This window comes from uncultured Acetatifactor sp., assembly GCF_948601915.1.
Classification (GTDB): Bacteria; Bacillota; Clostridia; order Lachnospirales; family Lachnospiraceae; genus Acetatifactor.
This window is the reverse complement of the sequence record NZ_CAPDXS010000067.1, coordinates 1-26,873: the sequence shown is the minus strand read 5'-3', so window position 1 is coordinate 26,873 and position 26,873 is coordinate 1. Positions and strand designations below refer to the sequence as shown.

At 51.9% G+C, this 26,873-nt stretch carries 30 protein-coding genes and 2 pseudogenes; 25 read left to right on the top strand and 7 right to left on the bottom strand.

All coding sequences use genetic code 11. From position 1 onward, the window contains the following. The 3 genes and pseudogenes from Q2B33_RS12800 to Q2B33_RS12790 all read left to right on the top strand — a co-directional run. Positions 1-298, top strand: a pseudogene (locus tag Q2B33_RS12800) (translation initiation factor 2); the annotation flags it as partial. Between the two features lie 89 nt (positions 299-387). Beyond that, a complete protein-coding gene (locus Q2B33_RS12795) occupies positions 388-900 on the top strand; it encodes a hypothetical protein (protein ID WP_300571516.1) in 513 nt (170 codons plus the stop codon). Between the two features lie 319 nt (positions 901-1,219). Next, a pseudogene (locus Q2B33_RS12790) lies at positions 1,220-1,525 on the top strand (macro domain-containing protein); the annotation flags it as partial. Positions 1,526-1,765: 240 nt separating this feature from the next. Here the strand turns inward: Q2B33_RS12790 and Q2B33_RS12785 are convergent. From Q2B33_RS12785 to Q2B33_RS12760, 6 genes are all read right to left on the bottom strand, one after another. After that, positions 1,766-2,419: an ABC transporter ATP-binding protein gene (locus Q2B33_RS12785; protein WP_300571514.1), complete on the bottom strand. Its 654-nt coding sequence runs from the start codon at positions 2,417-2,419 to the stop codon at positions 1,766-1,768. Positions 2,420-2,431: 12 nt separating this feature from the next. Further along, positions 2,432-3,400 (bottom strand): hypothetical protein, encoded by a 969-nt coding sequence (locus tag Q2B33_RS12780; RefSeq protein WP_300898512.1) that lies wholly within the window; start codon positions 3,398-3,400, stop codon positions 2,432-2,434. Continuing rightward, on the bottom strand, positions 3,295-4,074 hold the full coding sequence (locus Q2B33_RS12775) for a hypothetical protein (protein ID WP_300571510.1): 780 nt from the start codon (positions 4,072-4,074) through the stop codon (positions 3,295-3,297). Before Q2B33_RS12775 ends, Q2B33_RS12780 begins: the two co-directional genes overlap by 106 nt. Continuing rightward, on the bottom strand, positions 4,074-5,234 hold the full coding sequence (locus Q2B33_RS12770) for a hypothetical protein (RefSeq protein ID WP_300571508.1): 1,161 nt from the start codon (positions 5,232-5,234) through the stop codon (positions 4,074-4,076). Before Q2B33_RS12770 ends, Q2B33_RS12775 begins: the two co-directional genes overlap by 1 nt. A 166-nt stretch (positions 5,235-5,400) precedes the next feature. Next, positions 5,401-6,696: a sensor histidine kinase gene (locus tag Q2B33_RS12765; RefSeq protein WP_300571506.1), complete on the bottom strand. Its 1,296-nt coding sequence runs from the start codon at positions 6,694-6,696 to the stop codon at positions 5,401-5,403. Then, positions 6,693-7,412: a LytTR family DNA-binding domain-containing protein gene (locus Q2B33_RS12760; RefSeq protein ID WP_300571504.1), complete on the bottom strand. Its 720-nt coding sequence runs from the start codon at positions 7,410-7,412 to the stop codon at positions 6,693-6,695. The genes Q2B33_RS12765 and Q2B33_RS12760 overlap by 4 nt, the downstream gene beginning before the upstream one ends. Before the next feature lie 641 nt (positions 7,413-8,053). Between Q2B33_RS12760 and Q2B33_RS12755 the strand changes: the two genes are divergently transcribed. Next, entirely contained in the window at positions 8,054-8,665 is a 612-nt protein-coding gene (locus Q2B33_RS12755) for a hypothetical protein (RefSeq protein WP_300815674.1), read from the top strand. A gap of 185 nt (positions 8,666-8,850) precedes the next feature. On the opposite strand, the gene Q2B33_RS12750 is transcribed toward Q2B33_RS12755, so the two are convergent. After that, positions 8,851-9,768, bottom strand: a complete 918-nt coding sequence (locus Q2B33_RS12750) for a hypothetical protein (RefSeq protein WP_300571500.1) — start codon at positions 9,766-9,768, stop codon at positions 8,851-8,853. Between the two features lie 343 nt (positions 9,769-10,111). Between Q2B33_RS12750 and Q2B33_RS12745 the strand changes: the two genes are divergently transcribed. From Q2B33_RS12745 to Q2B33_RS12645, 21 genes are all read left to right on the top strand, one after another. Then, positions 10,112-10,246: a hypothetical protein gene (locus Q2B33_RS12745; protein WP_300571498.1), complete on the top strand. Its 135-nt coding sequence runs from the start codon at positions 10,112-10,114 to the stop codon at positions 10,244-10,246. Further along, positions 10,228-11,160: a PIN domain-containing protein gene (locus Q2B33_RS12740; RefSeq protein WP_300571496.1), complete on the top strand. Its 933-nt coding sequence runs from the start codon at positions 10,228-10,230 to the stop codon at positions 11,158-11,160. Before Q2B33_RS12745 ends, Q2B33_RS12740 begins: the two co-directional genes overlap by 19 nt. 45 nt (positions 11,161-11,205) lie before the next feature. Then, positions 11,206-11,784 (top strand): RNA 2'-phosphotransferase, encoded by a 579-nt coding sequence (locus tag Q2B33_RS12735; RefSeq protein ID WP_300571494.1) that lies wholly within the window; start codon positions 11,206-11,208, stop codon positions 11,782-11,784. A gap of 26 nt (positions 11,785-11,810) precedes the next feature. Beyond that, on the top strand, positions 11,811-12,152 hold the full coding sequence (locus Q2B33_RS12730) for a hypothetical protein (protein ID WP_300571492.1): 342 nt from the start codon (positions 11,811-11,813) through the stop codon (positions 12,150-12,152). Beyond that, positions 12,112-14,259 carry a DNA helicase RecQ gene (gene recQ / locus Q2B33_RS12725; RefSeq protein WP_300571490.1) on the top strand — a complete coding sequence of 716 codons (2,148 nt, stop codon included), beginning with the start codon at positions 12,112-12,114 and terminating at the stop codon, positions 14,257-14,259. The genes Q2B33_RS12730 and recQ overlap by 41 nt, the downstream gene beginning before the upstream one ends. A 67-nt stretch (positions 14,260-14,326) precedes the next feature. Continuing rightward, a complete protein-coding gene (bcp, locus tag Q2B33_RS12720; protein WP_300571488.1) occupies positions 14,327-14,779 on the top strand; it encodes a thioredoxin-dependent thiol peroxidase in 453 nt (150 codons plus the stop codon). A 62-nt stretch (positions 14,780-14,841) separates the two neighbouring features. Beyond that, entirely contained in the window at positions 14,842-15,597 is a 756-nt protein-coding gene (gene yaaA, locus Q2B33_RS12715; RefSeq protein ID WP_300571486.1) for a peroxide stress protein YaaA, read from the top strand. A 48-nt stretch (positions 15,598-15,645) separates the two neighbouring features. After that, positions 15,646-16,365 carry a LytTR family DNA-binding domain-containing protein gene (locus tag Q2B33_RS12710; RefSeq protein ID WP_296458018.1) on the top strand — a complete coding sequence of 240 codons (720 nt, stop codon included), beginning with the start codon at positions 15,646-15,648 and terminating at the stop codon, positions 16,363-16,365. Further along, positions 16,353-17,996: an ATP-binding protein gene (locus Q2B33_RS12705; protein ID WP_300571484.1), complete on the top strand. Its 1,644-nt coding sequence runs from the start codon at positions 16,353-16,355 to the stop codon at positions 17,994-17,996. Before Q2B33_RS12710 ends, Q2B33_RS12705 begins: the two co-directional genes overlap by 13 nt. 294 nt (positions 17,997-18,290) lie before the next feature. Further along, positions 18,291-18,998, top strand: coding sequence for a YhfC family glutamic-type intramembrane protease (locus Q2B33_RS12700; RefSeq protein ID WP_300571482.1), 708 nt, complete (start codon positions 18,291-18,293; stop codon positions 18,996-18,998). Positions 18,999-19,059: 61 nt separating this feature from the next. Beyond that, on the top strand, positions 19,060-19,530 hold the full coding sequence (locus Q2B33_RS12695) for a DUF3887 domain-containing protein (RefSeq protein WP_296458027.1): 471 nt from the start codon (positions 19,060-19,062) through the stop codon (positions 19,528-19,530). Positions 19,531-19,752: 222 nt separating this feature from the next. Beyond that, positions 19,753-20,118: a hypothetical protein gene (locus tag Q2B33_RS12690; RefSeq protein ID WP_296458029.1), complete on the top strand. Its 366-nt coding sequence runs from the start codon at positions 19,753-19,755 to the stop codon at positions 20,116-20,118. Positions 20,119-20,218: 100 nt separating this feature from the next. Further along, entirely contained in the window at positions 20,219-20,611 is a 393-nt protein-coding gene (locus Q2B33_RS12685; RefSeq protein WP_300571478.1) for an HD domain-containing protein, read from the top strand. Next, positions 20,584-21,075: a hypothetical protein gene (locus Q2B33_RS12680; RefSeq protein WP_300571476.1), complete on the top strand. Its 492-nt coding sequence runs from the start codon at positions 20,584-20,586 to the stop codon at positions 21,073-21,075. The genes Q2B33_RS12685 and Q2B33_RS12680 overlap by 28 nt, the downstream gene beginning before the upstream one ends. A gap of 182 nt (positions 21,076-21,257) precedes the next feature. Next, positions 21,258-21,863: an ABC-2 family transporter protein gene (locus Q2B33_RS12675; RefSeq protein WP_300571474.1), complete on the top strand. Its 606-nt coding sequence runs from the start codon at positions 21,258-21,260 to the stop codon at positions 21,861-21,863. Continuing rightward, positions 21,860-22,468: a helix-turn-helix domain-containing protein gene (locus tag Q2B33_RS12670; protein ID WP_300571472.1), complete on the top strand. Its 609-nt coding sequence runs from the start codon at positions 21,860-21,862 to the stop codon at positions 22,466-22,468. The genes Q2B33_RS12675 and Q2B33_RS12670 overlap by 4 nt, the downstream gene beginning before the upstream one ends. Before the next feature lie 115 nt (positions 22,469-22,583). Beyond that, entirely contained in the window at positions 22,584-23,144 is a 561-nt protein-coding gene (locus Q2B33_RS12665) for a flavin reductase family protein (protein WP_300571470.1), read from the top strand. 172 nt (positions 23,145-23,316) lie between these two features. Next, positions 23,317-24,534, top strand: a complete 1,218-nt coding sequence (locus Q2B33_RS12660) for an aminotransferase class I/II-fold pyridoxal phosphate-dependent enzyme (RefSeq protein ID WP_300571468.1) — start codon at positions 23,317-23,319, stop codon at positions 24,532-24,534. A 45-nt stretch (positions 24,535-24,579) separates the two neighbouring features. Continuing rightward, the gene (locus Q2B33_RS12655; protein ID WP_300571466.1) at positions 24,580-25,419 is read left to right on the top strand and encodes a YitT family protein; all 840 of its coding nucleotides are present in this window, start codon (positions 24,580-24,582) and stop codon (positions 25,417-25,419) included. A gap of 80 nt (positions 25,420-25,499) precedes the next feature. Next, positions 25,500-26,045 (top strand): hypothetical protein, encoded by a 546-nt coding sequence (locus Q2B33_RS12650; protein WP_300571464.1) that lies wholly within the window; start codon positions 25,500-25,502, stop codon positions 26,043-26,045. Next, positions 26,020-26,205: a hypothetical protein gene (locus Q2B33_RS12645; RefSeq protein ID WP_300571462.1), complete on the top strand. Its 186-nt coding sequence runs from the start codon at positions 26,020-26,022 to the stop codon at positions 26,203-26,205. The genes Q2B33_RS12650 and Q2B33_RS12645 overlap by 26 nt, the downstream gene beginning before the upstream one ends. Positions 26,206-26,873 lie beyond the last annotated feature (668 nt).

Below are 26,873 nucleotides of genomic sequence, written 5' to 3'. Positions count from 1 at the left end.
GCGACGTAGGAGCCGCTCACAGTACTTGAGTGCTTGCACCGGGGTAGTTGATTGGCTGATTTTGCGGTCTGGTGTGATAGAGGACAGCGGCCTTGGGGAAATATTGAAGAATCCTGAGAACTATATTGAGAGTGGGGATTACTTTAGCTGGGAACGATATTTTACGTCACAGTTGATACGGATTACCCGGGACAGCTATTTGAGATATGCCAAGAGAAAATTAAATCCTGCTTATCTGCAGGAAAAGATTTCAGACAGGATTCTTGCAGTTATGCATGGAATAAAATTTAAAAGGTGATGATTTTATGTTAAATTAGAAAGGAATGGCAAACACAAATGATGACTCTCCCCCAATTCCTAAAAACCATAGACCAAACCACAGCCGCCATGCCAAAGGAAGAGCTGGCGGCATTCATCCACGACATAGCCAGAACGCTCCCGGAAACAGAGCGGGAAGACTTCCTGGCCCGGCTGACCGGAACCTACGGAAACACCACGCCCCCTACAATCCAACCAAAGATTCAGGAACCAGCCAGCAAAGAAGAATTCACCCAAAAACACAGATCCCTCAAGGCCCAACTGGAACGCATAGAAAGCTGGGACATAGCCCTGGAAGGGTGTCTCAATCAGGATTACGACGATTGGTATGACAGCGCCGACGAAGAGTTCCGATACAGCGACCCGGAGGGCGTAGTGGATATCATCCAGGAGGCCTGCACATTCGTGCATCGCTGCATAGACTGTGAAGAATACGAAGCTGCAGCCCCCGTCGGGCAGCTGGCGGCTGCGCAGCAGGGAAAATATTTTCTGGACATCCGGATGCCCGACGAATCCAAGCGCCACCATTGCCTGCAACAGCAGGAATGCCTCGCAAATATCTTTGTCATAGTAGTCATATAAGAGAAACCCAGCCGATTCCGCTATCAGAGGACACCGTCCGAAGAAGAGAAGAAGGAATTATGGGGTAGGCAATTATAAAATATGTTGACGCAAAAAGGAAAATAAGTTATGATGTTGAGGTAGAAACTGACGACAGCGGTATCTTTTAGAAGAGAGTTTTTAAAAGAGAGATATAATAAGGAAAGAGGTCGCAAGAAGCTGAGACTTCTTAGCGTAAGCGGAATATAGCCTGTGGTGAACTTGACGACAGTCGATTACTCACTACAGGCTGTTTTCTATATGAAACGCGATAAGTTTTTTTGGTAGGTAAGGAGTAACAATGTATCAACTCAAAACAATAAAATCCGATATCACAAAAATAACCAATGTCCAGGCAATCGTAAACGCCGCCAACAATTCCCTTTTAGGAGGAGGCGGGGTGGACGGTGCTATTCACAGGGCTGCAGGCCCGGGACTTTTAGCAGAGTGCAGGACACTTCACGGGTGTGAAACAGGGCAGGCGAAGATTACAAAGGCATATAACCTGCCATGCGACTATGTAATACATACCGTAGGGCCGGTTTGGAGAGGCGGCGGAAATAGGGAAGAGGAACTTCTGGCAAGTTGCTATTTCCATTCCATGCAGTATGAGGAACATGGAGACAGCAAGCAGGCGCTGTAGATTGTCCAGGAAGTTTTCCGGAAGGTAGACGGGCGGCTGGATGAAATCTATGAGTACCTCTTCCGGTATTATGTGGAGCATGACGATCAGAAAGCTCTGGAGGAGCACCGCAGGAAGAAGCTGCTGCTGAAGCTGCTGGAAGGATTCAGGGCATAGGTTTGGACTGCCCCAAGCTGTAGACAAAGAGTCTGCCCCATTCTGCGCTTAGGTGGATTTGGAATACATCGCCAAGATACCATGATTCATCTCATATACTTCATCACAAAGCAGTTCGATGTCATCTTTATTATGGCTGGCCAAAAGTATCAATTTGCCCATCTCTTTTTGCTCTAAGAAAAATTTTCTCATTTCCGCAACCCCTTCCTTGTCGAGGCCATTCATCGGTTCATCTAAAATCAGAATCGCCTGGTCTTCCATTGTGGCCTGGGCGATTGCCAGCCGCTGGCGCATTCCCAGCGAATAATGGCACACTTTTTTCCTGGACTGCGGGTCAAGCCCGACTTTCAGCATGATGGAATGAATCACCGCCGGATCTTTTTTATGGGTGATGCGGTATAGATATTCCAGATTACGGTATCCTGACAGATTACGGATATAGCCGGGCTCTTCAATGATGATTCCCGCATGTTCAAGCATATCCATCTCCTTTCCCATCACTCTTCCATTTACGGATATTTCCCCTGAATCCACATGAAGAAAGCCGCAGATACATTTGAACAAAACGGTTTTTCCGGAGCCGTTATAGCCAATGATTCCATATATCTTTCCGTTTCTGCAGGTGATATTTATGTCATTCAGTACAGGAATACCCTTAAATGACTTGCTTACATTTTTTACCTCAATCACAAACTGTTCCACTCAGGCACCTCCCTACTCTTCTTTGTACCATTGAAATTCCATCTTCTTTATCTTTATCAATATCAGGACAGCACATACTGCAATCCCGGCCGCCAACATTATCAGCATATAAAGAACCGGCGGCTGGATAAAACTGTCATGTAATTTCACGCCGATTTGTGTTACCCTCATCCAGTTTACCGGGACGAACATCGCCATCTTCTCTCTTAACAGCGGATGGATATTCTCGACCAGGTAGATCATGAGCACCATGACAAATGCCGCCGTAACCGCTGCACTCCTGTTGATATAGATGCTGACAGCAAACATAAAAAGGCCAATAAAACCGATTCCCAAAGTACCGATGATAACCGTCAAAGCAGTCAGTTCCAACGGCGAAAACATCTGCATGGTTTCATAGGAAAAGGCAAACAGAAACCGGTATTCTTCCGGACTGCCTGTCAATGCCAGTGTATGATACAGTTTCCCCCAATCCAGGGTAAGCTCACATGACCCGCTTAATAAGACCATGCTGAAAAATACATTTGCAGCCATTATCAAAAACGACTGCGCAAGGATCGCGCTGACCTGGCATGCCGCCCATCTGCGCCTGCCGGTACGGATGACCTGATACATATTTTTATACTGCATAAATGGGACATCTGAAAAACAGTAAATAATCCCGATCATAAATAATAGCAGATAGAAAATATTTGACAGGATAAATGGGAATGCCCACGGTGCAGCCGCGTATCCCATATCTCTTGAAAACGCCGCCACGGGCCTCATATACAGATGCAGCATAAAACCCTGCAAAACTGCCACTACATAAGTCCTGGAGCTGAACACCCTTTCTGTAAATATCTGACGGAAAGACCGAAAATACCCCGTCATGCTCATATCCTCCTTTTTGACTGCAACATGCCTGCAAAGCCAAGGAGCAGCCATGCCGCTGCCCCCAGCAGAAACGCCCATGCGAGCATTTTCCAATCGCTGTTCCAAATATTATGCCTTGCGTCAAAGACCACGCGCGGGTCAAGCGCTGCTATTTTCCGAAAGCTGTCTGCGCCGAATTCGATCAATATCTGGTAAAGCAAAACAGGTACGGAAAATACCAGCAGTTTATTCGGCCAGAAAAGTGAAAAAAACGCTGCCGCCATTGAGAGGATCCCCGCAAAAATCCCCCACTGCATCCCATAGAACCAAAACCACAGCAAATACTGTCCATGGTCTAAAAAAGAACGGTATCCTCCAAACATCGATATGTATTCCGCCATACCCTCATCCACCCACGGCAGCCCCAGGGAACACAGCATGGAAAAACAGGTTATGCCGATTCCCATTGCCAGCATGGAAGAAATGAAAATGACGAGCATTTTGGAGAAAACGTACTTTCCCAGGCTCCCGCGAACCACCAGATACTTTGCGTAGTTATATTCCAGATCATCCGTAAACGCAGCCGCATATGGAATTGACGCCAGGGAAAAAGCGACCAGAAACCCCGCATCATAAGATGACAGCAACACAGATGACAAAACGGAGCCGCCCATATTTCCCATTCCGTCATTTGCCGATAAAAATAGAATCAATACGATTCCCATAACAGAAAAGTATAGCTCCTTTTTATGGAACAGGCGGCTGATTTCTGTCTGGAAATATCTCTTCCGCTTCTTCACTAAAAAAACACCTCCGTACCATCTGCCGCATTGACAAACATGTACTGCGTATATTCATATTCTTTGCCGGTATCGCTGTCTACCCCTGATTCCGTGACTTCAAACAGCCATACAATCTTTATGTCATAAGTGCTGCCAGCCTGTTTTACCGGCATTTTGTATAGTTCTGCCCGCTTGACTGTATATGAGGCCCCTATGACATCCCCGTATTTTTTCGATACGGTTTCAGCGATTGTGCCAAAATCCAATAAGCTTACAGTCTCTCCCGGTTCGGAAAAGGAATACAGCCGTGAAACTTCCAGCCTTTCTATCCCATCCGCAGAATATAACACCTGGATTGGCCTGTTGCTTTCCCCGTCTTCCGGAAAGTCCTGGCTCCCAAAGTATACAGGAAGCCCTTCATGCTGCTGAACTGCCGTAAAGAAATAGCAGTCATTTTCCGCTCCCCATGAAAGAGTATCCGCGCCTAATTCCTGGCCTGACTTATCAAATGCCCTGTATTCCTTTTCCATGGTCTCATGATCCAATGCATAATAGTCATAGGCAGTCTCTTCCAGCTGATATCCTGCCCCATTGATGTTTTTGAGGACAGTATCAAATATCGTCCGGGGATCCCCTATTTCCATTACGGCATCTTTTGAATACTTGTCTGCATTGTAATCATTATCCAGACGGAAGGCCCCATATACTTTCTCGAATACCGGGGTACTGTAAACCAGAACCGTACTCGCGCGCAAAAAGGCGCCGTCCTCATAGTTGGCAGTATAGCTGGGATATTCAATCCCATCCTCGCCTGAGCCGGTTTCATTCTTCTCCTCCGTGACAGTCTTCCCTTCGGAGAACATTGCTTTTGCTTTTCCGATATCCGGCTGTTGGAGCGTTGCCGTTACTTGATGCAGATTCCCAAGTTCTGCCTCTTCTGATATCTGAATCACCGTATCGAAAGTGACTCCATTTACAGTCTCCTGAAATTTTTCCGGAAAATCCTGTTTGCCTGCAGCGCTTCCTGTATTTCCTGATTCTGTTCCGTTCTCGGTATTCCGGGTATCCTCCGATTTGCTCTCATTCCCGGCATCGGTTTTTGGCTGTTCCTTTGCGCATCCCATACATCCCACACACGCCAGGAGCATAATAGCAATCATGTTTTTCCTTACTTTCATAATACTGAAATCTCCTTTTTTATTTTATTTTTCTTGAAGATTATATAATAATGCGGCACAGATTTGCCCGTCTTGTCCGTGAACCTTTCGTTTTATGTCCGCGAACAAAAAAGCCGCCCGGACAAGGCGGCTCCTCTCATTCGATTCTGGCGTTATGTAGTATGCATCAGAAGAACAGTATTGCTGTTATTCTTAATTCTGTTCCGCTGAAGTTATACTGCATTGTTCCGTTATACTTTTCCACAATGCTTTTTACGCTCTGCATCCCCCATCCATGCCTTGTCCGGTCAGCCTTGTCGGTAATCCATCTGCCGGTTTTGGGGTCGATTTGGGGCTGTCGGGAAGTCGTATTGGAAACCTGGATCAAGATGAACTGATGCACACAGTGTATTTTCAGACAGATTACTGCATTGTCCGTATTTCTGCTTCCCTCTATTGCATTGTCCAGCAGATTCCCCAAAACCGTACATACATCACTGGGCTGTATGCCTGTATTTACCGGGAATTCCGCATCGATATCTGTTTTCATTCCCAGCTGCTCTGCCTTTTGCTTTTTGCAGCTGATGATTACATCAATAATATCATTTCCCGTAAATCTTTTTTGGACCATTTCTTTCATGGGTTCGCCGATCTGGCTGATATACTCTTTTGCCTCATCCGGACGTTTTGAGACAAGCAGCTGATACAGGATATCTAAATGATTATTCAGGTCATGGTACAGCCTTGCGTTGCTCTCATATAAATGACTTACAGCCTGATAGTTTTCCTGCAATAATTCGTTCTGTATCTTCGCTATCCTGCTCTGCATTTTCTCGTTCTGGCTTTCCAGATATTTGTAACCCACATATATTCCCAGACTGCAGAGGAGCACCAACAGCCCGAATATAATGGATATCTCCACAGAAAAACTGCTCTGCGCCGGTTTCCTGTAATATAAAAAGAGCAGAAACGCAATCAGGGATATCAGCAATACCCTCTTTTCATGCTCGCTCCGGATAAGCGGAATGATCAGTTTTCTCAAAGAGACCACAAAAACAATCATTACGGACTTTGCCCAAACCACCAGTCCTATTCTCTGTAAGGAGAATGTCATGATCGTATCACCGTTTATATTGAAATGGTTTCCGACAGACAAATACAGATTTGATGCCAGCATATCTGTGGAGCAGAAACACAATGTATAAAGCACTGTAAGTGACAAAAGCTTTATGTAGCTGACGCGATAAAGCGCCATTGCTGACACACTGCCAAAAAGCATCCAGAAAAAGAGCGTGAATGAGGAATAAAGGACGATATTGTTTAGTCCCAATATCACAACAGCCAGGATGACGGTTAAGATGCAGTCCCAGTATATCCTTACGTTTTTCCGCTCCTCCCTGAAAGTTTTGTCTGCCAGCCAGTAAAAAAGCCCGACTTCTGTCAGACAGGCAATCCATTCAATGAACTCAGATAAGAATATCATATGTGCTCGCTCCAATATATTGCCATCCGTTCTTTTATTTCTTCCAGCCTGGGGCGGCTGGCATGAATGCGCACCCCATTGCTCAGCAAAACCTCTTCTTTCTGAATGCTTTTAATCTGAGCGATATTCACGATGCTGCCCCGTTCCACGAAAACGAAATCCTTTGAATTAAGTTCTTTATGTACATCAGAAAGGCTCTTTCTCACGCTTTTCACACTGCTGTCCGTACAGATGATCATGGCGTTTTTGCCGTCTTTCTGGATATACACAATCTGCTTCAGCAGAATCTTCTCAATCCTTGCCGCAGTCTGTATCAGATAACTCTTATCCGCCTGGGACTGTACCCTTTTTATAGCGATCTCCAAAGCGCCCGGCAGCTTTTCATCCAGACAGCTTTTGGGAATGTACCTGAACACTTCCAGTTCATATGCATCGATTGCATATTTTAAGTAGGCGGTCACAAAAATCAGAATGGCATCCGGCAGACAGCCCCTTATTTCTTTCGCAAGCTTCATGCCGTCTGTATCGGGCATCTCAATATCGCTCAATATGATGTCAAAATACTTTCCCTCCTGAAGATCGTATTTTAACAAGTCGCTACGGCCATATGCTTCCAGCTCCGCTAAAATATTATTTTCTTTTAAGTATATCTGCACCTTATCCCTTATGGCTGCAAGCTGAGAAGCCTCATCTTCGCATATCGCTATATAGAGCATTTTTATCCACCTCTACTCTATTTTTTATCTATAATACACCATTCTGTAACTTTTATCATCTCTTTCGGAAAAATTTACAGACTTAGGTATCTGTTGTTCAACTCCAAGCCAAATATTTTGCCGCACTCTTCAAGGATCCAGCCAGTTCCGCCATCAGAGGACACCATCCAAAGAAGAAGTTATAGGGCAGGCGATTATCTGTTGACGCAAAAAAGAAAATAAGTTATGATGTAGTAGTAAAAAACGACGACAGCCGTACCTGTTAGAAGAAATTTCTTAAAAGTGGAATAAAAGGAAAGAGGTCGCAAGAAGCTGAGACTTCTTAGCGTAAGGAATTGTCTACAAATAACTGATGCGAGTTGATAGCCGTTTTCCTTGTATTTCCGGGCTTTCATCTAAACAAGTTGCATCAGTTATTTTCCGACAGTTCCTAAGTGGAATAAAGCCTGTGGTGAACTTGACGACAGTCGATTACTCACTACAGGCTGTTTTCTATAGGAAACGCAATAAGTATTTTCGGCAGGGAAAAGGGATTCTAAGGAACACTAGGTATGGAACACCAGAAGCAATACATCCCATGAGATAAAAGTACCTGACAGAAAGGCATTGCCGGCGCCGTCACAAGGACAGTCGCCAGGGGAATGATAGAAAGCAACTCCGAACCGTACATAAGCAATGAGAATGCAAAAGGAGAAAAAGTGGAGAATTTCGCAGTCATCGACACCGAAACAAACTGGAATGACGAGGTAATGTCAATCGGCATCGTAATCGCCGACGGGTCAACCAAAGAAAAAATCGCCTCAAAATATTACATAATCACCCCGGAATACAGAGTGGGAGGAATGTTCTCGCATGAACTGAGGTCTTCCGAAAACGAAGCCCGCATCACAGACAGAAAACAGGCATTAGGAGAGCTGAAACAGTGGATGGACTCTTACCAGGTGCGGAAACTTTTTGCCTACAATGCGACCTTTGACAAGAAACATCTGCCGGAATACGCAAGCTACCAATGGTACGACATCATGCGCCTGGCGGCATACCAGCAGTACAATAAAGCGATACCGGCTTCCGCGGACTGCTGCAAAACCGGCAGGCTGAAGCGCGGATATGGCGTCGAAGATATCCTGAAAATGCTGAGTAGGAACAACAGATACCGCGAGACGCATAACGCCGTTACAGATGCGGAAGACGAACTGAAAATCATGAAGCTGCTTGGTTATGGGATAAGCGAATATGCTGCCGCGCTTATCTAGGCCGGAGAGAATCCGATTAGGGAACAACAGAAAAGAAAGGCGCATATCACCCAGGATACTGATTGGCAATCCACCGGAAGGCTTCGCCCGGGTCGTCCTCCTGGCCAAGCGGCTCTGACCTGGTTCTGTGCCGCACTGCCGGATTTCCGGTTTCCAGCAGCCAGAGTATGGAAGGCGGGCATTCCCTACTTCCATGGTATATCGCAGTAGCATCGTCCTTCTGCGTCATCCACATAAATCCTGTACCTTTCCTTCTCAGGATACTCCGACAGAGTACAGACCGCGTTCCGGATGATATATTTGCCGAGCAGATTATAGGTATCACCGTCGGAGATTTTGCCGTTGGACAGCCGTCCGGTAATCCACCCTTTTTTCAGGAGCTGCACCAGCCATTCCTTTTTCTGCCCAAGGAGGCTCCGCGTCTTCTTATTGTCGATATCCGTGAAGGCCATCAGCAGATAGGAGAGGGGAATCCCTTTCTGGGACGCCGCCTGCCCGGGCCCGAAGGCAAGGAACCTCTCCCCCAGAGGCCCCAGCAGCTTATCTATCCATGCCTCATCCACAGGCCGGACGGATGCCAGGAGGCGCAGCACGCATATCCCTGTGGCGATGCACTCCCCCCGCGTACAGAAATTCCCGAAACAGGTCTTCCGGAACCGCTCCAGCGTATGGCGGACCATATCCTTCACGGCCTCATGCTCCGGCGCGAACCTGACCAGCAGCCGGAGGATTTCCGCTTCGTAGTGATTGGCATATAAGAGATTGGTCTTCGGCAGATAGCCCTGCACGAGGCGGAGTCTCCTGCCCCCGTCACAGGGCGGCAGATAGTAATCCGGATAGAGGCAGTCCTCCGCTGGACTTACCCGCATCCGCTTCTTATATTGCAGGATTTCATCCGGCTGGCTTCTGGCCGCCAGAAAAGATTGGACAGCCGCGTCCTTTTCCTGTTGCGTCATTTCTGTGCCAAACTGTTCTTTTTGAACCAGCTTGCACAACAGCCTGTATTTTTCCACGGAATGCTCTTCTTCCATGAAATACACTTCTTCTATGAAATTCTCTTTTTCCATGGGATGCATTTCTCCCATGGGATGCATCTCTCCCACAGGATGCATTTCTCCTACAGAATGCCCTTTTCCCATAATGCCCCACTCCCCTGCCCACTGTAACTTCTGTCATTATATCACATTGAATATGACAACTGCACGTCATATTTCCCAGCCATTCTCTGAAATTTTCCCTTGCAATTCCGCCCTGGCCATGTTACCCTAATAGAAGCAGGGAATAAAAGTCTGAAGCATTCTGAAAACGGTAGTGCTGTTTCTGTAATTCATGGCAATGGAGGGCGCGGGAAGCGTATTCTATTGTTCCGAATTTTCTGCCGGGCGGCAGCCTGTACCCAGAGAGACGAAATCTACAGAGTGCAATGGAGAGATTGGGCCATGCTTTATGATGGAAGCGGGGCCTTCCAATGGAAGAAAAGCATTCCATGGCAAGGAAGATGCTTTTATGGAAGAAAAGCGTCCCGGCATCCTTTTAAAAACAATAGAGGAGAAAAAAGATTTATGGAAGAGAACCTTATGACACAGACTGCGATTGATTCGGCAGGCGAAGCGTCGGAGACGGAAGAGAACCCTTCCGAGGCGCCCACGGCATACGACAGGATATACTTGATAGACAGCGAGAACATCAGCGATGAATGGGTAGACCTTCTGGACACCATAGACCAGCGGGACGCCATTTTCGTATTCTACACAGGCAAGAGCACCCACATAAACTGCGAGCGCGTGTACAAGCTGATGCGGCACGGCATGGGCAGGGTGCAGTGGATAAGATGCTTTGAGGGGAATAATGCCCTGGACTTCCAGCTCGTCACCGAGCTTGGGGCGAAGATTTCGAAAGGAGAGGCCGCCGAATACATCATCGTCTCCAGGGATAATGGTTACAACTGCGTAGTCCAATATTGGAAGGAAAGGGGAATCGCCATATCCAAAAAGGGAACAGTTATGGCGAAGAGGACAGAAGAGCCAGGGGAGGCGATTCCTGCGGCAGGGCCGTTCCGCGGGGAAAGGGAAGCGGCCCTGGAGGAGCCAGAGAAAGCTGCGTCCGACGAGGATTTCCTCCATGCATTATTGAAATCGGTGGACATCATGGACAATGGCTTGCTGTACGGAGCGCTGACCGCCTTTGAGGGCATGACGGCAGGCGCAGAGGAGTACCGGCGGCTCAGGGATCTGGACGAAGAAGACAAGGAGACGCTGCGAGGGCTGCTGCTGGAGGACAGGCACGAGAGGGGCGTGAATTATGTCAGGCTCCTGGCGCACAGGAACGGCTGGGCCGCGGACGACGCGGAGGAGCTGTACCAGGCTATCCTGAGCGGCCCTAAGAAGAATAAGGCCAAATATCGAAAGGCCCTGGCAGAGAGATTTGGGAAGGAACCGGGGGAACGCTATTACCTCGTCACCAAGAGCCATTATAATTACGTGAAAAAGATATAGGGCCAGGCGCGAAAGAAGGACGGCTTTGGAAGGAAGCGATGCCATATGGGAAAATTGGACAGACTGAGCATATACATAAGCATGATTCTGCGCCACAGGCCCCAGGAAGCCCACATCACCTTGGACGAGCACGGATGGGCCGACGTGGAGGAGCTGCTGGCGGGAGTCGCCGGCACCGGCAGGGAAATCGACAGGGAAATGCTGGAGGAGATTGTTGCCACGGACAAGAAGATGAGGTACAGCTTCAACCAGGATAAGACCCTGATTCGGGCGAACCAGGGCCACAGCATACCGGTGGACGTGGAGCTGAAGGAGCAGGAGCCGCCGGAATTCCTGTACCACGGCACCGCCGCGGCGTTACTGGAAGCCATAAGAGCGGAGGGCATAAAGCCCATGAGCCGTCTCTATGTGCACTTGTCAAAGGATGGAAAGACTGCCCTGACCGTGGGGAGACGCCACGGGGAGCCGGTGGTCTTAAAGGTACACAGCGGTGAAATGTATGGAGCCGGATGCCCGTTCTATCTGTCAGAGAACGGCGTATGGCTCACGAAAATGGTAGCGCCGGGGTACTATGAGGAAATGGAGCTGCAGGAACAGGAAATCGGCTCGGTTCCACATACCTGAGCCCGGATTATTGAGGGACCCGGCCAGTGCAGCTCCCGGCCAGCGCGCCCACCCAGACAGTGCGGCTCCCGGCCAGCGCGGCCGCCCAGACAGTGCAGCTCCCGGCCAGCGCGGCCACCCAGACAGTGCAGCTCCCGGCCAGCGCGCCCACCCGGACAGTGCAGCTCCCGGCCAGCGCGGCCACCCGGACAGTGCGGCGCCCGGCCAGCGCGGCCACCCAGACAGTGCAGCTCCCGGTCAGCGCGGAGTCTGGACGGAGCGGTTCCGGGTGTCCAGGCCGGTGCGCCACAGAAAATCCCAGAATGACAGAGGAGAATCAGAGACAGAATGACCGCAAGAGAAGCCCTAAAACATTTCTTCGGCTATGACTCCTTCCGGAAAGGCCAGGAAGACATCATAGCGTCCATCACGGCAGGCCGTGACGTGCTTGCCGTCATGCCCACAGGCGCGGGCAAGTCCATATGCTATCAGGTTCCCGCGCTGATGCTGCCCGGCGTTTGCTTAGTGATATCGCCCCTGATCTCCCTGATGCAGGATCAGGTGAAGGCCCTGAACGAGGTAGGCATCCACGCCGCGTTCATCAATTCCTCCCTGACGGAGGGGCAGATCAGACGTGCGCTGGCCCTTGCGGCGGATGGCGTGTACAAGATTGTCTACGTAGCCCCGGAGCGGCTGGAGAGCTATGACTTTCTGGAGTTTGCGTCCAGCACGGAGATTTCCATGGTGACCGTGGACGAGGCCCACTGCATCTCCCAGTGGGGACAGGATTTCCGCCCCAGCTATCTGAAAATCGTGGACTTCATCCGAAACCTCCCGAAAAGGCCCATCGTCAGCGCCTTTACCGCCACGGCCACGGAGGAGGTGAAGGAGGACATCCTGTGCATCTTAAGCCTCATCGACCCCTATGTGACAGTGACAGGCTTCGACAGGGAGAATCTGTATTACCGGGTGGAGAGCATCCGGAAGAAAGACGAATTCGTAATAGATTACATAGCGGCCCACCCGGAGGACAGCGGCATCATCTACTGCGCCACCCGGAAGAATGTGGACAAGCTTTTCGAGGTCCTGTTCAAAAAGGGAGTCCCCGTCACCAGATACCATGCGGGCATGGACAATGAGGCCAGGAAGAAGAGCCAGGACGATTTCATCTATGACCGCGCCCCTGTCATCATAGCCACCAACGCTTTCGGCATGGGCATCGACAAATCCAACGTGAGATACGTCATCCACTACAACATGCCCCAGAGCATGGAGAACTACTATCAGGAGGCCGGTCGCGCCGGGCGGGACGGGGAGCCGTCCCAGTGCATCCTGCTCTTCTCGGCCCAGGATATGGTCATCGACAGGTTCCTGCTGGAGAAAAAGGACTTCTCGGGCCTGGACGAGGAGGAGACGGAGCTGATAAAGCAGCGGGACATGCGCCGCCTTCAGGTCATGGAGGGGTACTGCCGGACTGCCGGGTGCCTGCGCAACTACATCCTCAACTATTTCGGGGAAAAGGCCGTCACGCCCTGCGACAACTGCGGCAACTGCCACCGGGAATACCAGGAGCAGGACATGACAGCCCAGGCCAAACAGGTCATCAACTGCGTGGCGGAGACAAAGGGCCGCTATGGGCTCACCATCGTCCTGGGGACTCTGATGGGGGCGGACAGGGCAAGGCTGCGGGAGCTGGGCACCGTGGAGTATAAGACATACGGGGCGCTGAAGGACTACAGGGAGCCCCAATTGCGGAGCCTGATCAGCCAGATGGTGGAGGAGGGCTACCTGTACCAGACCCAGGAGCAGTACAGCGTGCTGAAGATGGGGGACATCGCCCCTCTGCGGGATGAAAGCACCCGGGTGATGATGCGCATTTACCAGGAGAAGGAACCGGAGAGGAGCCTGGACGGAAGGAACTCGGAGAAAAAGAAGGCTCCCCGCAGGAGCACGGACGCCCTTACCTCCGTAGGCTACGACCTGTTCGAGGCATTGCGGAAGCTTCGCCTGGAAATCGCCAGAGAGGAGTCGCTGCCGCCGTATATCATCTTCAATGACAAGACGCTGATTGACATGTGCATAAAACTGCCGAAAACCGCAGAAGATTTAGTGAAAGTCTCCGGCGTGGGGGAGAGGAAGCAGGAGAAATACGGGGACAGGTTCCTAAGCGCCATAGCGTCCTTTGCGGAATCCCATCCCCATTCGGTGACAACCATCCAGGCCCAGGAGGATGAGGCGGACGGCGACGGGGATGGCAAGCTTTCCGGGCGACAGGAATCGAAATCTTCTGCCAAGCCAAAGTTCGACAGAGCGGAGTTCAACCGGGCGAGGAACCGTCCGGACGGGGCGGGCGCGGCCTGGAGCGCGGAGGAGGACGAGCGGCTGAAGCAGGAGTTCCAGGAAGGAATGACCATGGCGGAAATGGCCAGGCAGCACAGCAGGACCAGAGGCGGCATCAAAGCCAGGCTGAAAAAGCATGGCCTGATAGAGATGTAGCGATAAATGTAATAATATGTAATGACAAAAATGTAACGATGACAGAGGATAAATGGAGGAAAAAAGTATGTTGGAGACAGGAACAAAGGCGCCGGATTTCGAGCTGCCGGATCAGAACGGGGAGATGCACAAATTGTCGGATTACGCGGGGAAGAAGGTGATCCTGTATTTCTACCCCAAGGACAACACCCCGGGATGCACCAAACAGGCCTGCGGCTTTTCGGAGCGGTATCCCCAGTTTACGGAAAAGGGAGCGGTGGTGCTGGGAGTCAGCAAGGACACGGTGGCATCCCACAAGAAGTTCGAGGAAAAGTACGGCCTGGCGTTCACGCTGCTGGCCGACCCGGAGCGGAAGGTCATCGAAGCCTACGATGTGTGGAAGGAGAAGAAGAATTACGGCAAGATTTCCATGGGCGTGGTGCGCACCACCTACCTGATTGACGAGGAGGGCATTATCATCAAGGCCAATGACAAGGTAAAGGCGGCGGAGGATCCGGAGAAGATGCTGAACGAAGTGTGAACGGAATGAAGATTTTCTAAGCCCGCAAAATCAAGGGCGCGGAAAGCTTACAGGGAGACGCGATGAAGATTATTTTGTCACCGGCCAAGAAGATGAAGGTGGATACGGACAGCCTGGAGCCTTTGGGGCTGCCGCAGTTCGTGGAGCAGGCTGACGGCCTTCTTTCCTGGCTGCGGAGGCAGTCCGGAGAAGATCTGCAAGGCCTTTGGAAATGCAACGACAGCATTGCCAGGGAGAATTTTGACCGCATTGCACATATGGACTTGCGCCAGAACCTGACCCCGGCAGTGCTGGCCTACGAAGGGATTGCCTACCAGTATATGGCACCCGCCGTATTTGAGAGGGAACAGTACGAATATGTGCAGGAGCATCTGCGGATACTGTCGGCATTTTACGGCGTGCTGCGGCCCATGGACGGCGTTGTGCCCTACCGGCTGGAAATGCAGGCAAAGGCCGCCGTGGGCGGACATAAGAATCTGTATGAATTCTGGGGAAACAGGCTGTATCAGGCGGTTCGGGACAGCAGCGGGCTTTTGATAAACCTTGCCTCCAAAGAATATTCGAAATGCGTCGAGAGATACCTGACAGAGAAGGACAGGTTCATCACCATTACCTTCTGCGAGGAATCGGACGGAAAGCTGGTGACGAAGGGGACTTACGCCAAGATGGCCAGGGGCGACATGGTGCGGTTCCTGGCAGAGGAAAAGATAGAGGAACCTGAGGAGCTCAAGCGGTACAGGAGGCTGGGGTACGCGTTCCGGGAGGAATTGTCCACGGAGACGGAATATGTCTTTGAAAGAATGAAGACAGATGCATAGTCGATTGAAGGTTCATAGCCATAAGACAGGGAAGGGGCGAGGCCCGGTATGATAAAGATAGCGGTCTGCGACGATGACGAAAAGATTCTGGGGGAGACCCTGGAGCTGTTACGACACTATAAAAAGCTTCCCCTCTCCGCGGATGCCTACACCAGCGGGGAGGCCCTTCTGGCGGCGGGGAAGAAATACGACATCCTGCTGCTGGACATCGACATGGAGGGGCCCAACGGCATCGAGACCGCCCGGCGCATCCGGGAGGTGGACAAGGAGGTGAAGCTGATTTATGTCACCAATTACAGCGACTACACCATCTTCGCCTTTGGGGTGCATGCTTTCGCCTATCTGCTGAAGCCCCTGAAAGCGGAGGAGCTCTTCGCACAGTTGGACGAGGCTCTTGCCTATGGGCTGGCGGGGCCTGAGCCTGAGCTGGAGTTCCTGGCGAAAGAGGGGATCGTCCACATCGTGCCCTCCAGAATCCTGTGCTTCGAATACCTGAGCCGTCAGGTGCTGATGTACACTGAGGAGCGGGTCTGGCATTTGAAGCGCCAGATTACCGAGCTGGCCCGGGAGATGGAGGGCTACGGATTCGCCATGCCCCACAAGAGCTTCGTGGTGAACCTCTATGCGGTACAGCGTATCCATGGGTATGAAATCACGCTTACAGACGGGAGGATAATCCCTCTGTCCCAGAAGAAATCCGCCGGGTTCCGCAGGGCATTGAACGAATATCTGGCGGGAGAGAGGGGGCGGGCGGCGTGGAAATCCTGATTTACATAGTGATTCCCTGTGTGGGAAGCGTGTTCATCCTGGGGGGCATGTTCTACGGGGCTTACCGGATGTCAGGGTATGCAGGCCTACCCGGGCAGGAGGACAGGCTTCTGGGGGAGGATATGCCCCGGCGGAAGGACGTATCGCGGCTGAGAGACGCGCCCGGACAGGAGGGGATGGCCCGTCGGAAGGGCATATCGCGGCTAAGGGGCATGGCCGGGGAGAAGAGGATGTCCTGGCGTGAGAGCATGTTCCGGCGGGGCCTGCCCGGGCGGACGCTTGGCATCATATCGGCCTATATATTGGTGTGTGTGGCATTCTCCAGCCTGGGGAATACCTGGGTGAACCTGTTTTTTCAATTCCTGTTCCCGCTGGTGGCATGGCGGGCCTATGGGACGCCGAAGATTTACTGCCTGTACTATCTCATCCTGTCCGTGGCGGTGTGGCTTACGGATGTGGCGGCAGTGCTGACGTATCAGGTGCTGGTGGCGGAGGGGGCTCTGTATCTGAATGCGCCCCAGCTCCAGTATATTCTGCTGGTGGCGGCCACCAGGATGGCGGAGTTCATGGTGATCCTGCTGGTGTCCATGGCGGTGGGGCGCAGGGCCGGGCGGCATATCACCGTGAGGCAGGTGGCGCTCTCCGTCCTGCTGCCTCTGTATTCCGTCTTCAATATGTACTGCATGCTGTATCTGGTACAGATTTTTCCCACAAAGGAAATGCTGGTTCTGCTGGGGATCAACCTGTTGCTGCTGATTGGGCTGAACATCTATTTCTGTGTGCTGGTGGACGTGATGAGCGAGAACCACAGGCTGGAGAACGAGCGCAATCTCTACCGGGCCCAGGCCCGGATGCAGCATCAGTACTACGAGCGGGAGGAGGAGAAGTACGAGGCCTCCCGGAAGCTGATTCACGACATCCGCAACCATATCCAGGCCATGGAGGCGCTGTACGCCAGAGAACATGCCGGTGGCGTCATCGGAGGGAATGCGGGGAGGGAGGCTTCTGGCGCCGCCGAAGGGGATACCTGTGGCGATGTGCCTTATGCCGCCGGAGGAAGTGCCTGTGGAGACGCTTTTGGTGATGCCCGCAGCGCCGTCTGTGAGGATTCCCATGGAGCCGCCCATATAGCGGAAAAATACGCCGGGGACATCCACCGGATGCTGAATAGCTTTCAGCAGAGATACTACACCTCGGAAAAGCTGCTGAACATTATATTAAATGATAAAGCGAAGATAATGCAACGTCTAAACGTCATGGAGGACATGAAGGTGGGGGAGTTGTCCCTGGATTTCATGAGAGAAATGGACGTGACGGCCCTGTTCGCCAATCTGCTGGACAATGCGGTGGCGGCTGCAGCGGAGAGCAGGGAGAAGTATGTCCGGCTGCGGGTGAACCGGGTGCGGCAGTTCCTATCCGTCACCCTGGAGAACAGCTGCGACACAGCCCCGGTAAAGGCAGGCAGCACATTCCGCTCCCGCCAGGCGGGGCATCAGGGGCTGGGCCTGAAAATCATCCGGCAGACCGTGGAGCAGTACGGTGGGGACATGCAGATGGACTGGAAAGACGGGGTGTTCACCGTCAGGGTGATGCTGACGGCGGAGGCGCTTACACCGTCCGATTTGAGATGATGCTGTCTTTCAGGAGCGATATGCCATACCTTAGGTAAGGCGTATTGCTTTTTTGTTGTGGGGACTTTAAAATAATGGCATAGGTAACGGACAGTCCGGACAGAATCTGGGCGGACGCGCAGCGGCTTCCGTCAGAAATGCCCGCAGCGGGGAAGTTTGTTCCCGCGAGCAACGAGCCAAGTGGCTGCTTGCAGACATTTGGCGACTGCCGCGAGGGACAAATACTGCTCTGCAGGGCTGCAAGTTTGATATCCCGTTGCTTGCAGCGGGGCCTTTGATTCAGGAGGTGGGTACATGTTGGTGGCGAGCTTGATTGTGGGGATCGCGATATGTTTCGGAGTGCCGATCGTAGGCCTGGTGCTCCTGATGCGAAAGCGCAGGGGCACCGGGAAAGCCTTTGCCTGGGGGGCAGCGGCATTCGTGGTAAGCCAGTTGCTGATTCGCATACCTGTCCTGCAGTTCGTACTGCCGAACTTCGGATGGTTTGCGGTGATGCAGCTATATCCCTGGGGATACGGCCTGTTCCTGGGGCTGACGGCGGGGCTGGCGGAGGAGACGGCCCGGTGGATGGCCGCCAGGTATCTTCTGAAGGGGAAAGATACCATGGAGCACGGCCTGGCGTTTGGCTTGGGCCACGGCGGTATAGAGGCCATGCTGCTGGTGGGCCTCAATATGATTGCCGGTGTGGTGATGGCGCTGGCGGGACAGGCAGAGCTGCTCGGGGCGACAGGGGCAAGCGTCCTGGTGTCCGGAGCGGAGCGGCTCTCTGCCATGGCCTTCCATGTGGGTGCGTCGCTGCTTGTCATGTACGGCGTGCGGACGGGCAGGAGCGCCCTGTACTGGGCGCTGGCGGTGATATTGCACGGAGTGTTGGACGCTGCGGTGGTGATACTGCCCGCTGTATTCGGCGTGGGCGTCCTGGGGATTGAGCTTTGGGCGGCTGCGCTGGGCGGCCTGACGCTGGCGGCGGGAATCTGCGCCTACCGGAGAAAGGGCGTTTAAGGCGTGGGCATAAATGAAATAAGAGTCCGGGAAAGAAAATCCGGACAGGAGGAGGACAAACATGAAGACAAACAGGAAGACAGACATGACTGCAAAGAAGAATGAAAACCTTGGCCGCATCCTGAGGAAAGGCATTTCCATGGCCCTTATCATGGCCGCAACAATGCTCCTGCTGATGGGCTGCAGCGGCACGAAGCTTTCCGGCGACTTCGATGAGGAGAAGGTGAAAGCTGCGGCTCATGAGGCCATCGACCATCTGACGGCCGGAGAGTACGAGGAATGCGTGGCGCTCATGGGCGAAGAGATGCAGGCCGCCCTATCGGCGGAGGTCCTGGCCGCCAATATGGAGACCATCACCGGGCAGAAGGGAGCCTTTCAGGAGTACAAGAGCAGCTCTGTGGTGGGCCAGAAGGATAAGGACGGCGCGGAATGCGCGGTGGCCGTAATCGTGGCTGCCTTCGAAAAGGGGACTGCCACATTTACCGTGAGCTATAATAAAGAGATGGAGATGATTGGATTCTGGATAAAATAGGTACGTTTTTTTGATATTGAAATGTGAATAAAAAAATGATACAATAGATAACACTAAATAGATGGGGGCAGCGTATGATTTATACTGCTTAACGATTTCACTTGCCGTGTAATCAGACTGCATAACGCTGACTGGTTCAATCGCATGATTACATTAGACAGTATTCAGCGTTATGCAGTATAAGTATATGAAGGTTAGTATGGACATGAGGGAGTGGTGCAGATGTGCTTTTACATTGGAATTGAAGACTTGGCAGCAAATGCGATGATTGAGATGCTCAAAAAGGACGGGCGGCGATTCCTTACTTACAATGAAATTGAAATGTACGGTGCAGAGGTAGTCCAGATTTTAAGAGAGAACGGAGAGAAAGCTGTTCTTATATTGTCAAGGGAAAACACGGATGCACTTTTCAGAAATTACTCTGAATTTTTTGAAGAAATGGAACAGAACGGAAAAAGAGGGATTAAGTTAACGGATGATAAAGAAGTGGAAGATTTAATCCAACAGTTTAGAGGATATCTGGCTTTAGATGTATTGCTGGCATTTATGAATCAGCGTTCCGTAAACGTATTGGGAGCATATTCATGAAAGACTGTAAAAGAGTGAAAGATCCAATCTATGGCTATATAAAGATTCCTGCTACTCTCCGCTTTATTCCTCGGCAGTCCACAATCGTTTTGTCCATTCGATGGGGGTCTTTCATCTGGGAGAGCTAACGGTCAATCAACTGATAAAAGAAGTGCAGAAAAAGATTGGTACGCCTATTGATTTACAGAGGATTGGCGAATTGTTTAAGCTTGCATGTCTGTTGCATGACGTAGGACATGCACCTTTTTCCCACACAGGCGAAGGGTTTTATCTTGGAAAAGACCATGATTATACACAAATACATAACAAATTGATTGAAACTATCGGAAATGAGGATTTTGCAAAGGATATTCCGAAAGATTCGAGTTCTGCCGCTGCACCTCATGAGATTATGAGCGCGATAATTGGCATATCAGAATATGGGAAGTTTTTTGACGGCGTGGAGCAGAAGCTTTTGGGGGAAGTTTGCTGGAGAAGTTTGAACAGGCAATGAGCGTCACGGCGAAATATTTAATCAAAAGTACTGATTCCTGGGTAATAGATGATGCATTGATTGGCAAGCTTGAAAAAGAAAAGGAAACCCTGCTTGCCACTGATATGGATTCGGAGACCAAAAAGGTTCAATTAGAAAATAAGGAGATGATTTTAAAGGTAGTCCATTCTCTGGAAGGTTATGCAACCGAAAAAGGGATTAGCTGTAATTTTGTTATATTGATGGCATCGCAGTTTAACAGTGGATTCGGGAAACCTGATTTCTCAGCGACGAATATTGCTTTTCAGACAAAGGATGGGGAAAAGGTCGCGGCTGTAGGGAAAATAGTATCTGCCATAGAAGCCAAGGAGAAAGACAGGGATAATTTCTTTTACCTTTTTTATAAGCGCAGCATGGATGTAGACGACTATGATATAGACAATCAAGAGATTTGCAAGAAACTTTTTAAGGATGTTGTTTTTTAGAAAAAGGTTGCTCGTAGCAGAGCAGCCCTTTTTAGTGGAAACAGCCAGGCAGAAGCCGGACGGATGTCTGCATGCCGCCGAAACGCACTCCAAACGTTACATCCGGCAACCGCAAATCCCTTCTCATACGCGCACTTCCGCATTACGATAATCGTATACCAATGGAAAAGCGGGAGGGCGCCATGGGGCTGTGGAGAAAAATATTCATTCTTTCCTTTCGGGAGAAATCCGTATATCGGTTCGACTATCTGGCAGGCACCTTATTTTCTTTCCTGTACATAATCCTGAAGATATATATATGGAAGGGCGTGTACGCGGGCAGCGGCGGAGCGGTAAGGGGCGTCCTGCTGAGCGACATGGTTGCCTACAGCGTCCTGGCGGGCTTTACCGGAGGCATCACAAAGACCTCTGTCATGGGCGAGTTCAACGACAGTGTGTGCAGCGGCACCATTTCCTCGGAGCTCCTGCTTCCCGTGGGGCTGAAGAAATACCTCTTCACCCGCTCCCTGGCCCGGAACATGTTCCAGACCGTCTACGGGATCCTGCCGTCCGTGCTGATGGCCATGCTGCTCTTCGGCATCCACGTACGGATCCGGTATCCCAACCTGATTCTGTACCTGCTCGCCGCCGCCATGGGGAAGTATATATGCAGGAGGATCGTCGTCCTGGCAAAAGGGGCTGTCCTGTTCGATGGCAGCATGGAAGAATTCCGGCGGACATACGCGAGAGAAGAGGGCATGGACATGGAAGACATGGTGCGGGACATCTATGAGGAGGTAGAGATATGACCACAGGTGAAAAACTGGCAGCGCTGCGGAAAAAGAAAGGCATCACCCAGGAGCATTTGGCGGAGCTGCTGCAGGTCTCCCGCCAGTCCGTGTCCCGCTGGGAGATGGACGTGGCCTTTCCCGAGACGGAGAAGCTGATTAAACTGGCCAGGCTCCTGGAATGCAGCATCGACTTTCTGCTGAACGAGAATCTGGAGGAGGATGCCGGGGACAGGAGGACGCCCCCGGAAATTTCTCCGGAGAGCGCAGCCCGCTTCATCCGGGAATGCGGGTACTTCTTCCTGGCCACCTCTGCGGAGGGCAGGCCCAGGCTGCGGCCCATGGGAATGATCCACGCCGATGACAGGGCCCTGTATCTGGTGACGGATAAACGGAAAAGCGTCTATGGGGATTTGGCGGGGAATCCCCTGGTGGAGCTTGCAAGCTACAATCTCTATACCAGACAGTGGATCCGCATAAGCGGCCGGGTGAGGGCGGAGGCTTCCCGTGAAGTCCAGGAGGCCATGCTGGAGATGTATCCCATGATCCGGCAGGAGTATATCCGGCAGGACGATATGTTCTTCGTGATTTTCCGGCTGGATGTGGAAGCTGTCTCCATCAATTAGGCAGACCGTACAGAAGGCCGGACAGCGCCGGGAAATCTGTCATCACAGACCCATACAGACAGACCCGGACAACGAAAGCAGACAAACACAGACAAAACGAAAAGAGGAAAAGAGCATGAAAAGAAAATCCATCGGAGCCAGACATGAAATGATTGTGCAGCCCACCTTTATCATCGGCACCTTTAATCAGGACGGCACGCCTGATTTCGCCCCCATCACCTGGGTGAGCAAGACCTGTGAGGAGGGCGACACCTGCCTGATCGTTATCAGCATGTACGGCACAAAGCAGACCAAGCAGAATGTCCTGCGGACCGGGCAGCTCACCGTCAACCTGGCCACCACCGGCATGCTCCCCCTGGTGGACTATTTCGGCCAGACCTCCGGGAAGGAAGGGCTCAAGGACGCCCTCCCCTATGCCTGGGGCAGGGCCCTCTGGGTGGAGGCCCCCACCCTGGACGAAAGCCCCTGGGTCTGCGAGTGCCAGGTGGCCAGCCAGGTCGCCACAGGGGAGTCGGACACCTTTTTCTGCAGGATCAGGGATGTGCAGGTGGACGAGGAGATTGATGTGGGGGGCTGGGGAGTGGACCTGACAGCCTTCGACCCGGTGATTTATTCGGGCTATTACCATTCCCTGGGGAAGTACCTGGGGGCCATCGGGGATTTCTATCAAAAATAGCCTTTCCGCGCTGCCGCTGCCAGGAAGCCCTTGCCGGAGATTCATTGGGACACGATATAGCCAAAAACATATAGATAGATAGTATAATATATATTTGACTATATGGCTGACATTATGTATGATAAGGCAAATAGTGAAACTGTTGCTGAGCAGAGTCGTGCAGGAGGGAAAGATGAATCGGTTGAAATGTGCAGACAGAATGCAGAACGTGCATTCGGATATCAGAGGGCCTCTGTTTGTGGAGGCGATGGAAATGCAGGCCAGGGGAATCGAGGTGCTGCGGCTGAATACCGGGAACCCGGCGACCTTTGGGTTCGGGCTGCCGGACAGCATCGCGCAGGCCCTGGTGGGGCAGGAGGAAAAGGGAGTGGGGTACTGTGATTTCAAGGGCATGCCCCAGGCCAGGGAAGCCATCTGCGCATATGAGCGGAAGAAGGGAATCCAGGGTATCACGCCGGAGGATGTCTTCATCGGAAACGGAGTCAGCGAGGTGGTCTCCTTCGCGCTGATGCCGCTGCTGAACCCGGGGGACGAAGTGCTGGTCCCCACGCCGAACTATTCCCTCTGGAGCAATTCCGTATACCTGGCGGGGGGCAGGCCCGTTTTCTATGTATGCGACGAAAAGGCGCACTGGTGCCCGGACGCCGGGGATATCCGCGCCAAAATAACGGACAGGACAAAGGCAATCGTGCTGATCAACCCCAACAACCCCACGGGAGTGCTGTATCCGGCGGAGATCCTGTCCCAGGTGGCGGAGATCGCGCGGGAGAAGGATCTGCTGGTATTTTCCGATGAAATCTATGACCGGCTGGTCATGGACGGGCTGGAGCACACTTCCTTCGCGTCCCTGGCCCCGGATCTGCCGGTGGTGACCATGAACGGCCTCTCCAAGTCCCACTGTCTCTGCGGATACCGCTGCGGCTGGATGGTCATCAGCGGGCCGGAGCATCTGACAGAGGAGTACAGACAGGGAATCGTGCAGTTGACCTCCATGCGCCTCTGCTCCAACACCCTGGCGCAGCTGGTCATCCCGGCGGCGCTGGAGGATATGGAGACCCCGTCGTCGATGGTCAGGCCCGGAGGCCGCATCTATGAGCAGAGGCAGGCCACGGTGGATGAACTGGAGAAGATTGACGGCCTGACCTTCGTCAAAAATGACGCCGCCTTCTATCTGTTCCCTAAGCTGGATATACAGAAGTTCCACATTACGGACGACAGGAAGTTCGCCAGGGACCTGCTGCACGCCACGAATATCCTGCTGGTGCCCGGCAGCGGCTTCGACTGGCCGGAGCCGGACCATTTCAGGATCGTCATGCTGCCTGAGGCAAAGGAGCTGCACAGCGCCATGGGGAAGATGGGCGCTTTCCTGGACGGTTACAGACAGGACTAGTACACCGGATATGAGGGAGAGGATGAAATGAGACAGCGGGAAAATATGAAAAGTACCTTACAGAAATACGTCACAATCGTCTTCGGAGTACTGCTGGTGGCATTTGCAATCAGTGTGTTCTACACGCCGAACAAAATCGTCAGCGGAGGAGTATCCGGTGTTTCGACCATTTTTTATCACATGCTGGGGGTCCAGCCGGGACTCTCTTTTGCGGTCATCAATATCCTGTTGCTTGCGCTGGCATGGAAATTCCTGGGGTTCGTCTTCGTCAAGGATACCATACTGGGGGCGGCGCTGCTCTCTCTGTTCGTGCAGCTGTTCAGCTATCTGCCGCCTTTGACGACGGATGTCTTCCTGGCCTCCATCTTCGGGGCCGTTTTCTACGGGGCGGGCGTGGGCCTGGCCCTGATAGAGGGCGCGTCCACCGGCGGCACGGACATCCTGAGCAGGCTTGTGCAGAAAGCCTTTCCCCATGTGAAGATTGGGAGCATTCTGATGCTGGTGGACGCGCTGGTAATCCTGCTGTCGCTGATCGTCTTTAAGACGATCAACCTGGCGCTGTACGGCATACTGGCGCTTTTTGTGGCGTCCTTCTCCATCAACCTGCTGATCAGCAAGCTGAATGTGTCGAAGCTGGCCTTTGTGGTGACGGACAAGGGGGAGGAGATATCGAAATTCCTGGTGTCGCATTCCCCCAGAGGCGTCACGATCATCGAATCCGTGGGCGCGTACACCATGGAGAAAAACGAAGTGCTGCTGTGCGCGCTGAAGGAGAACGAGCTTCCCCGGTTCCAGGAGGAGATCCTGAGGATAGACGGTAAAGCGTTCATCATTTATTCGGAGTCCACAACGATTGTGGGGAACGGGTTCCGGGTGTTCAAATAACATTATTTTTGTTGTATTTCAGGGCATTTTAGATTATAATTTAAGTAAGAAGCTGCAGCGGATTAAGGGAGGATACTAAAATGATTGCTGTTGAAATAGATGAATTGACTCCCTGTCTTAAGGATGACAATACAGGGGCAATATTGGAAACAGAGGTCATTCGTATTAGACGAGCCAGTTTTTTGAAGAATTATAATTCTAGAACAGGTTGGTATACTAATTGGGCAGAACTGCTCAAAGAAAATGAAATTTATGCACTGGTGATTAAAGGGACTGTTGATATTCAGGGATTGGTTGCGTTGTACCCCAGCAATGATATGCAAGGGGTCTTTATCACATGGATGTGTACGGCTCCACTCAATAATAAACAGTTGGGTAATAAGCCCAAATATATTGGAGTCGGTGGCCATTTGTTTGCGATAGCAGCGCAGAAATCTATGGATTACGGTTTTGGCGGCGCAGTAACAGGATTTGCTGCAAATATGGACTTAGTAGAGCATTATTGTAAGGCATTTCAGGCTGAACACATTGGAATGTTGCATGAGTATCAGATCTTCATTGATGAAAAGCAGGCACAAGAGTTGGTGGAGGTGTATGATTATGAATGGACAGATGAAGAAATATAAGGAGAGCCTTAGCAGAACGCCCGGGCCCATCATGCCAAGCCAGATTCCAAAGGTCAAATTGGACATGAGAGGGCTGGTGAAATATGCAAAAGAAAGAGGTATTGCACCGATTGATTTGACACAGGAGGAAAAGGAACGTTTCATGATGCCCACAGCTTAGAAAAAGACCCCGGTGAAGAGATTCATCGGGGTTAATTTCTGCCGTCCCGGCAAAAGAACTTCAACCCGGCAGCACGCTGCGCTTCAGGCTGCTGTAGGCCGTCAGGATATACACCAGATAGATCAGGAAGAACAGCCCAAGCGTCACCCCCAGTATCCCGGCCAACTGCCAGTCTCCGCTAATGGCTCCCGGCTCAAAGGAATGCCCCATGGCCACGAGCAGGGGGATGCTGATCAGCAAAGGCGGCACCGCGGGCATGGCATAGTACACCGCCAACTGCCTGCGCAGCGTCCGGGCCATCTCCCGCCTGTCCATACCCAGCTTCTCCAGCAGACCGAACTGCCGGGCGAACCGCGGCCCCTGGCTGAGCTGCTGCACGGTGAGGATGGTGGCGGACACAAGGGTCAGCACCAGCGCCAGATAGAAAAGAGGAAAGATCGTGGTGGCTGACACGGAGGCATATTCCCGGGCCACAGCGTCCTTTGCCAGCAGGAAATAGGAATCCCGCGCATGTCCCTGACCGGAATCCTCCCCCGCACCGTCATGGATGTCCCGCAGCCTGTCGTAATCCGCCTCGCTCAAAGGCTCCAGGGTCATGGCCGCATAGACGCTGTGGCTCACCGAGATCGGAAGAGCGTCGTGTAGGGAAAGAGTGTAGATCTCGGTGG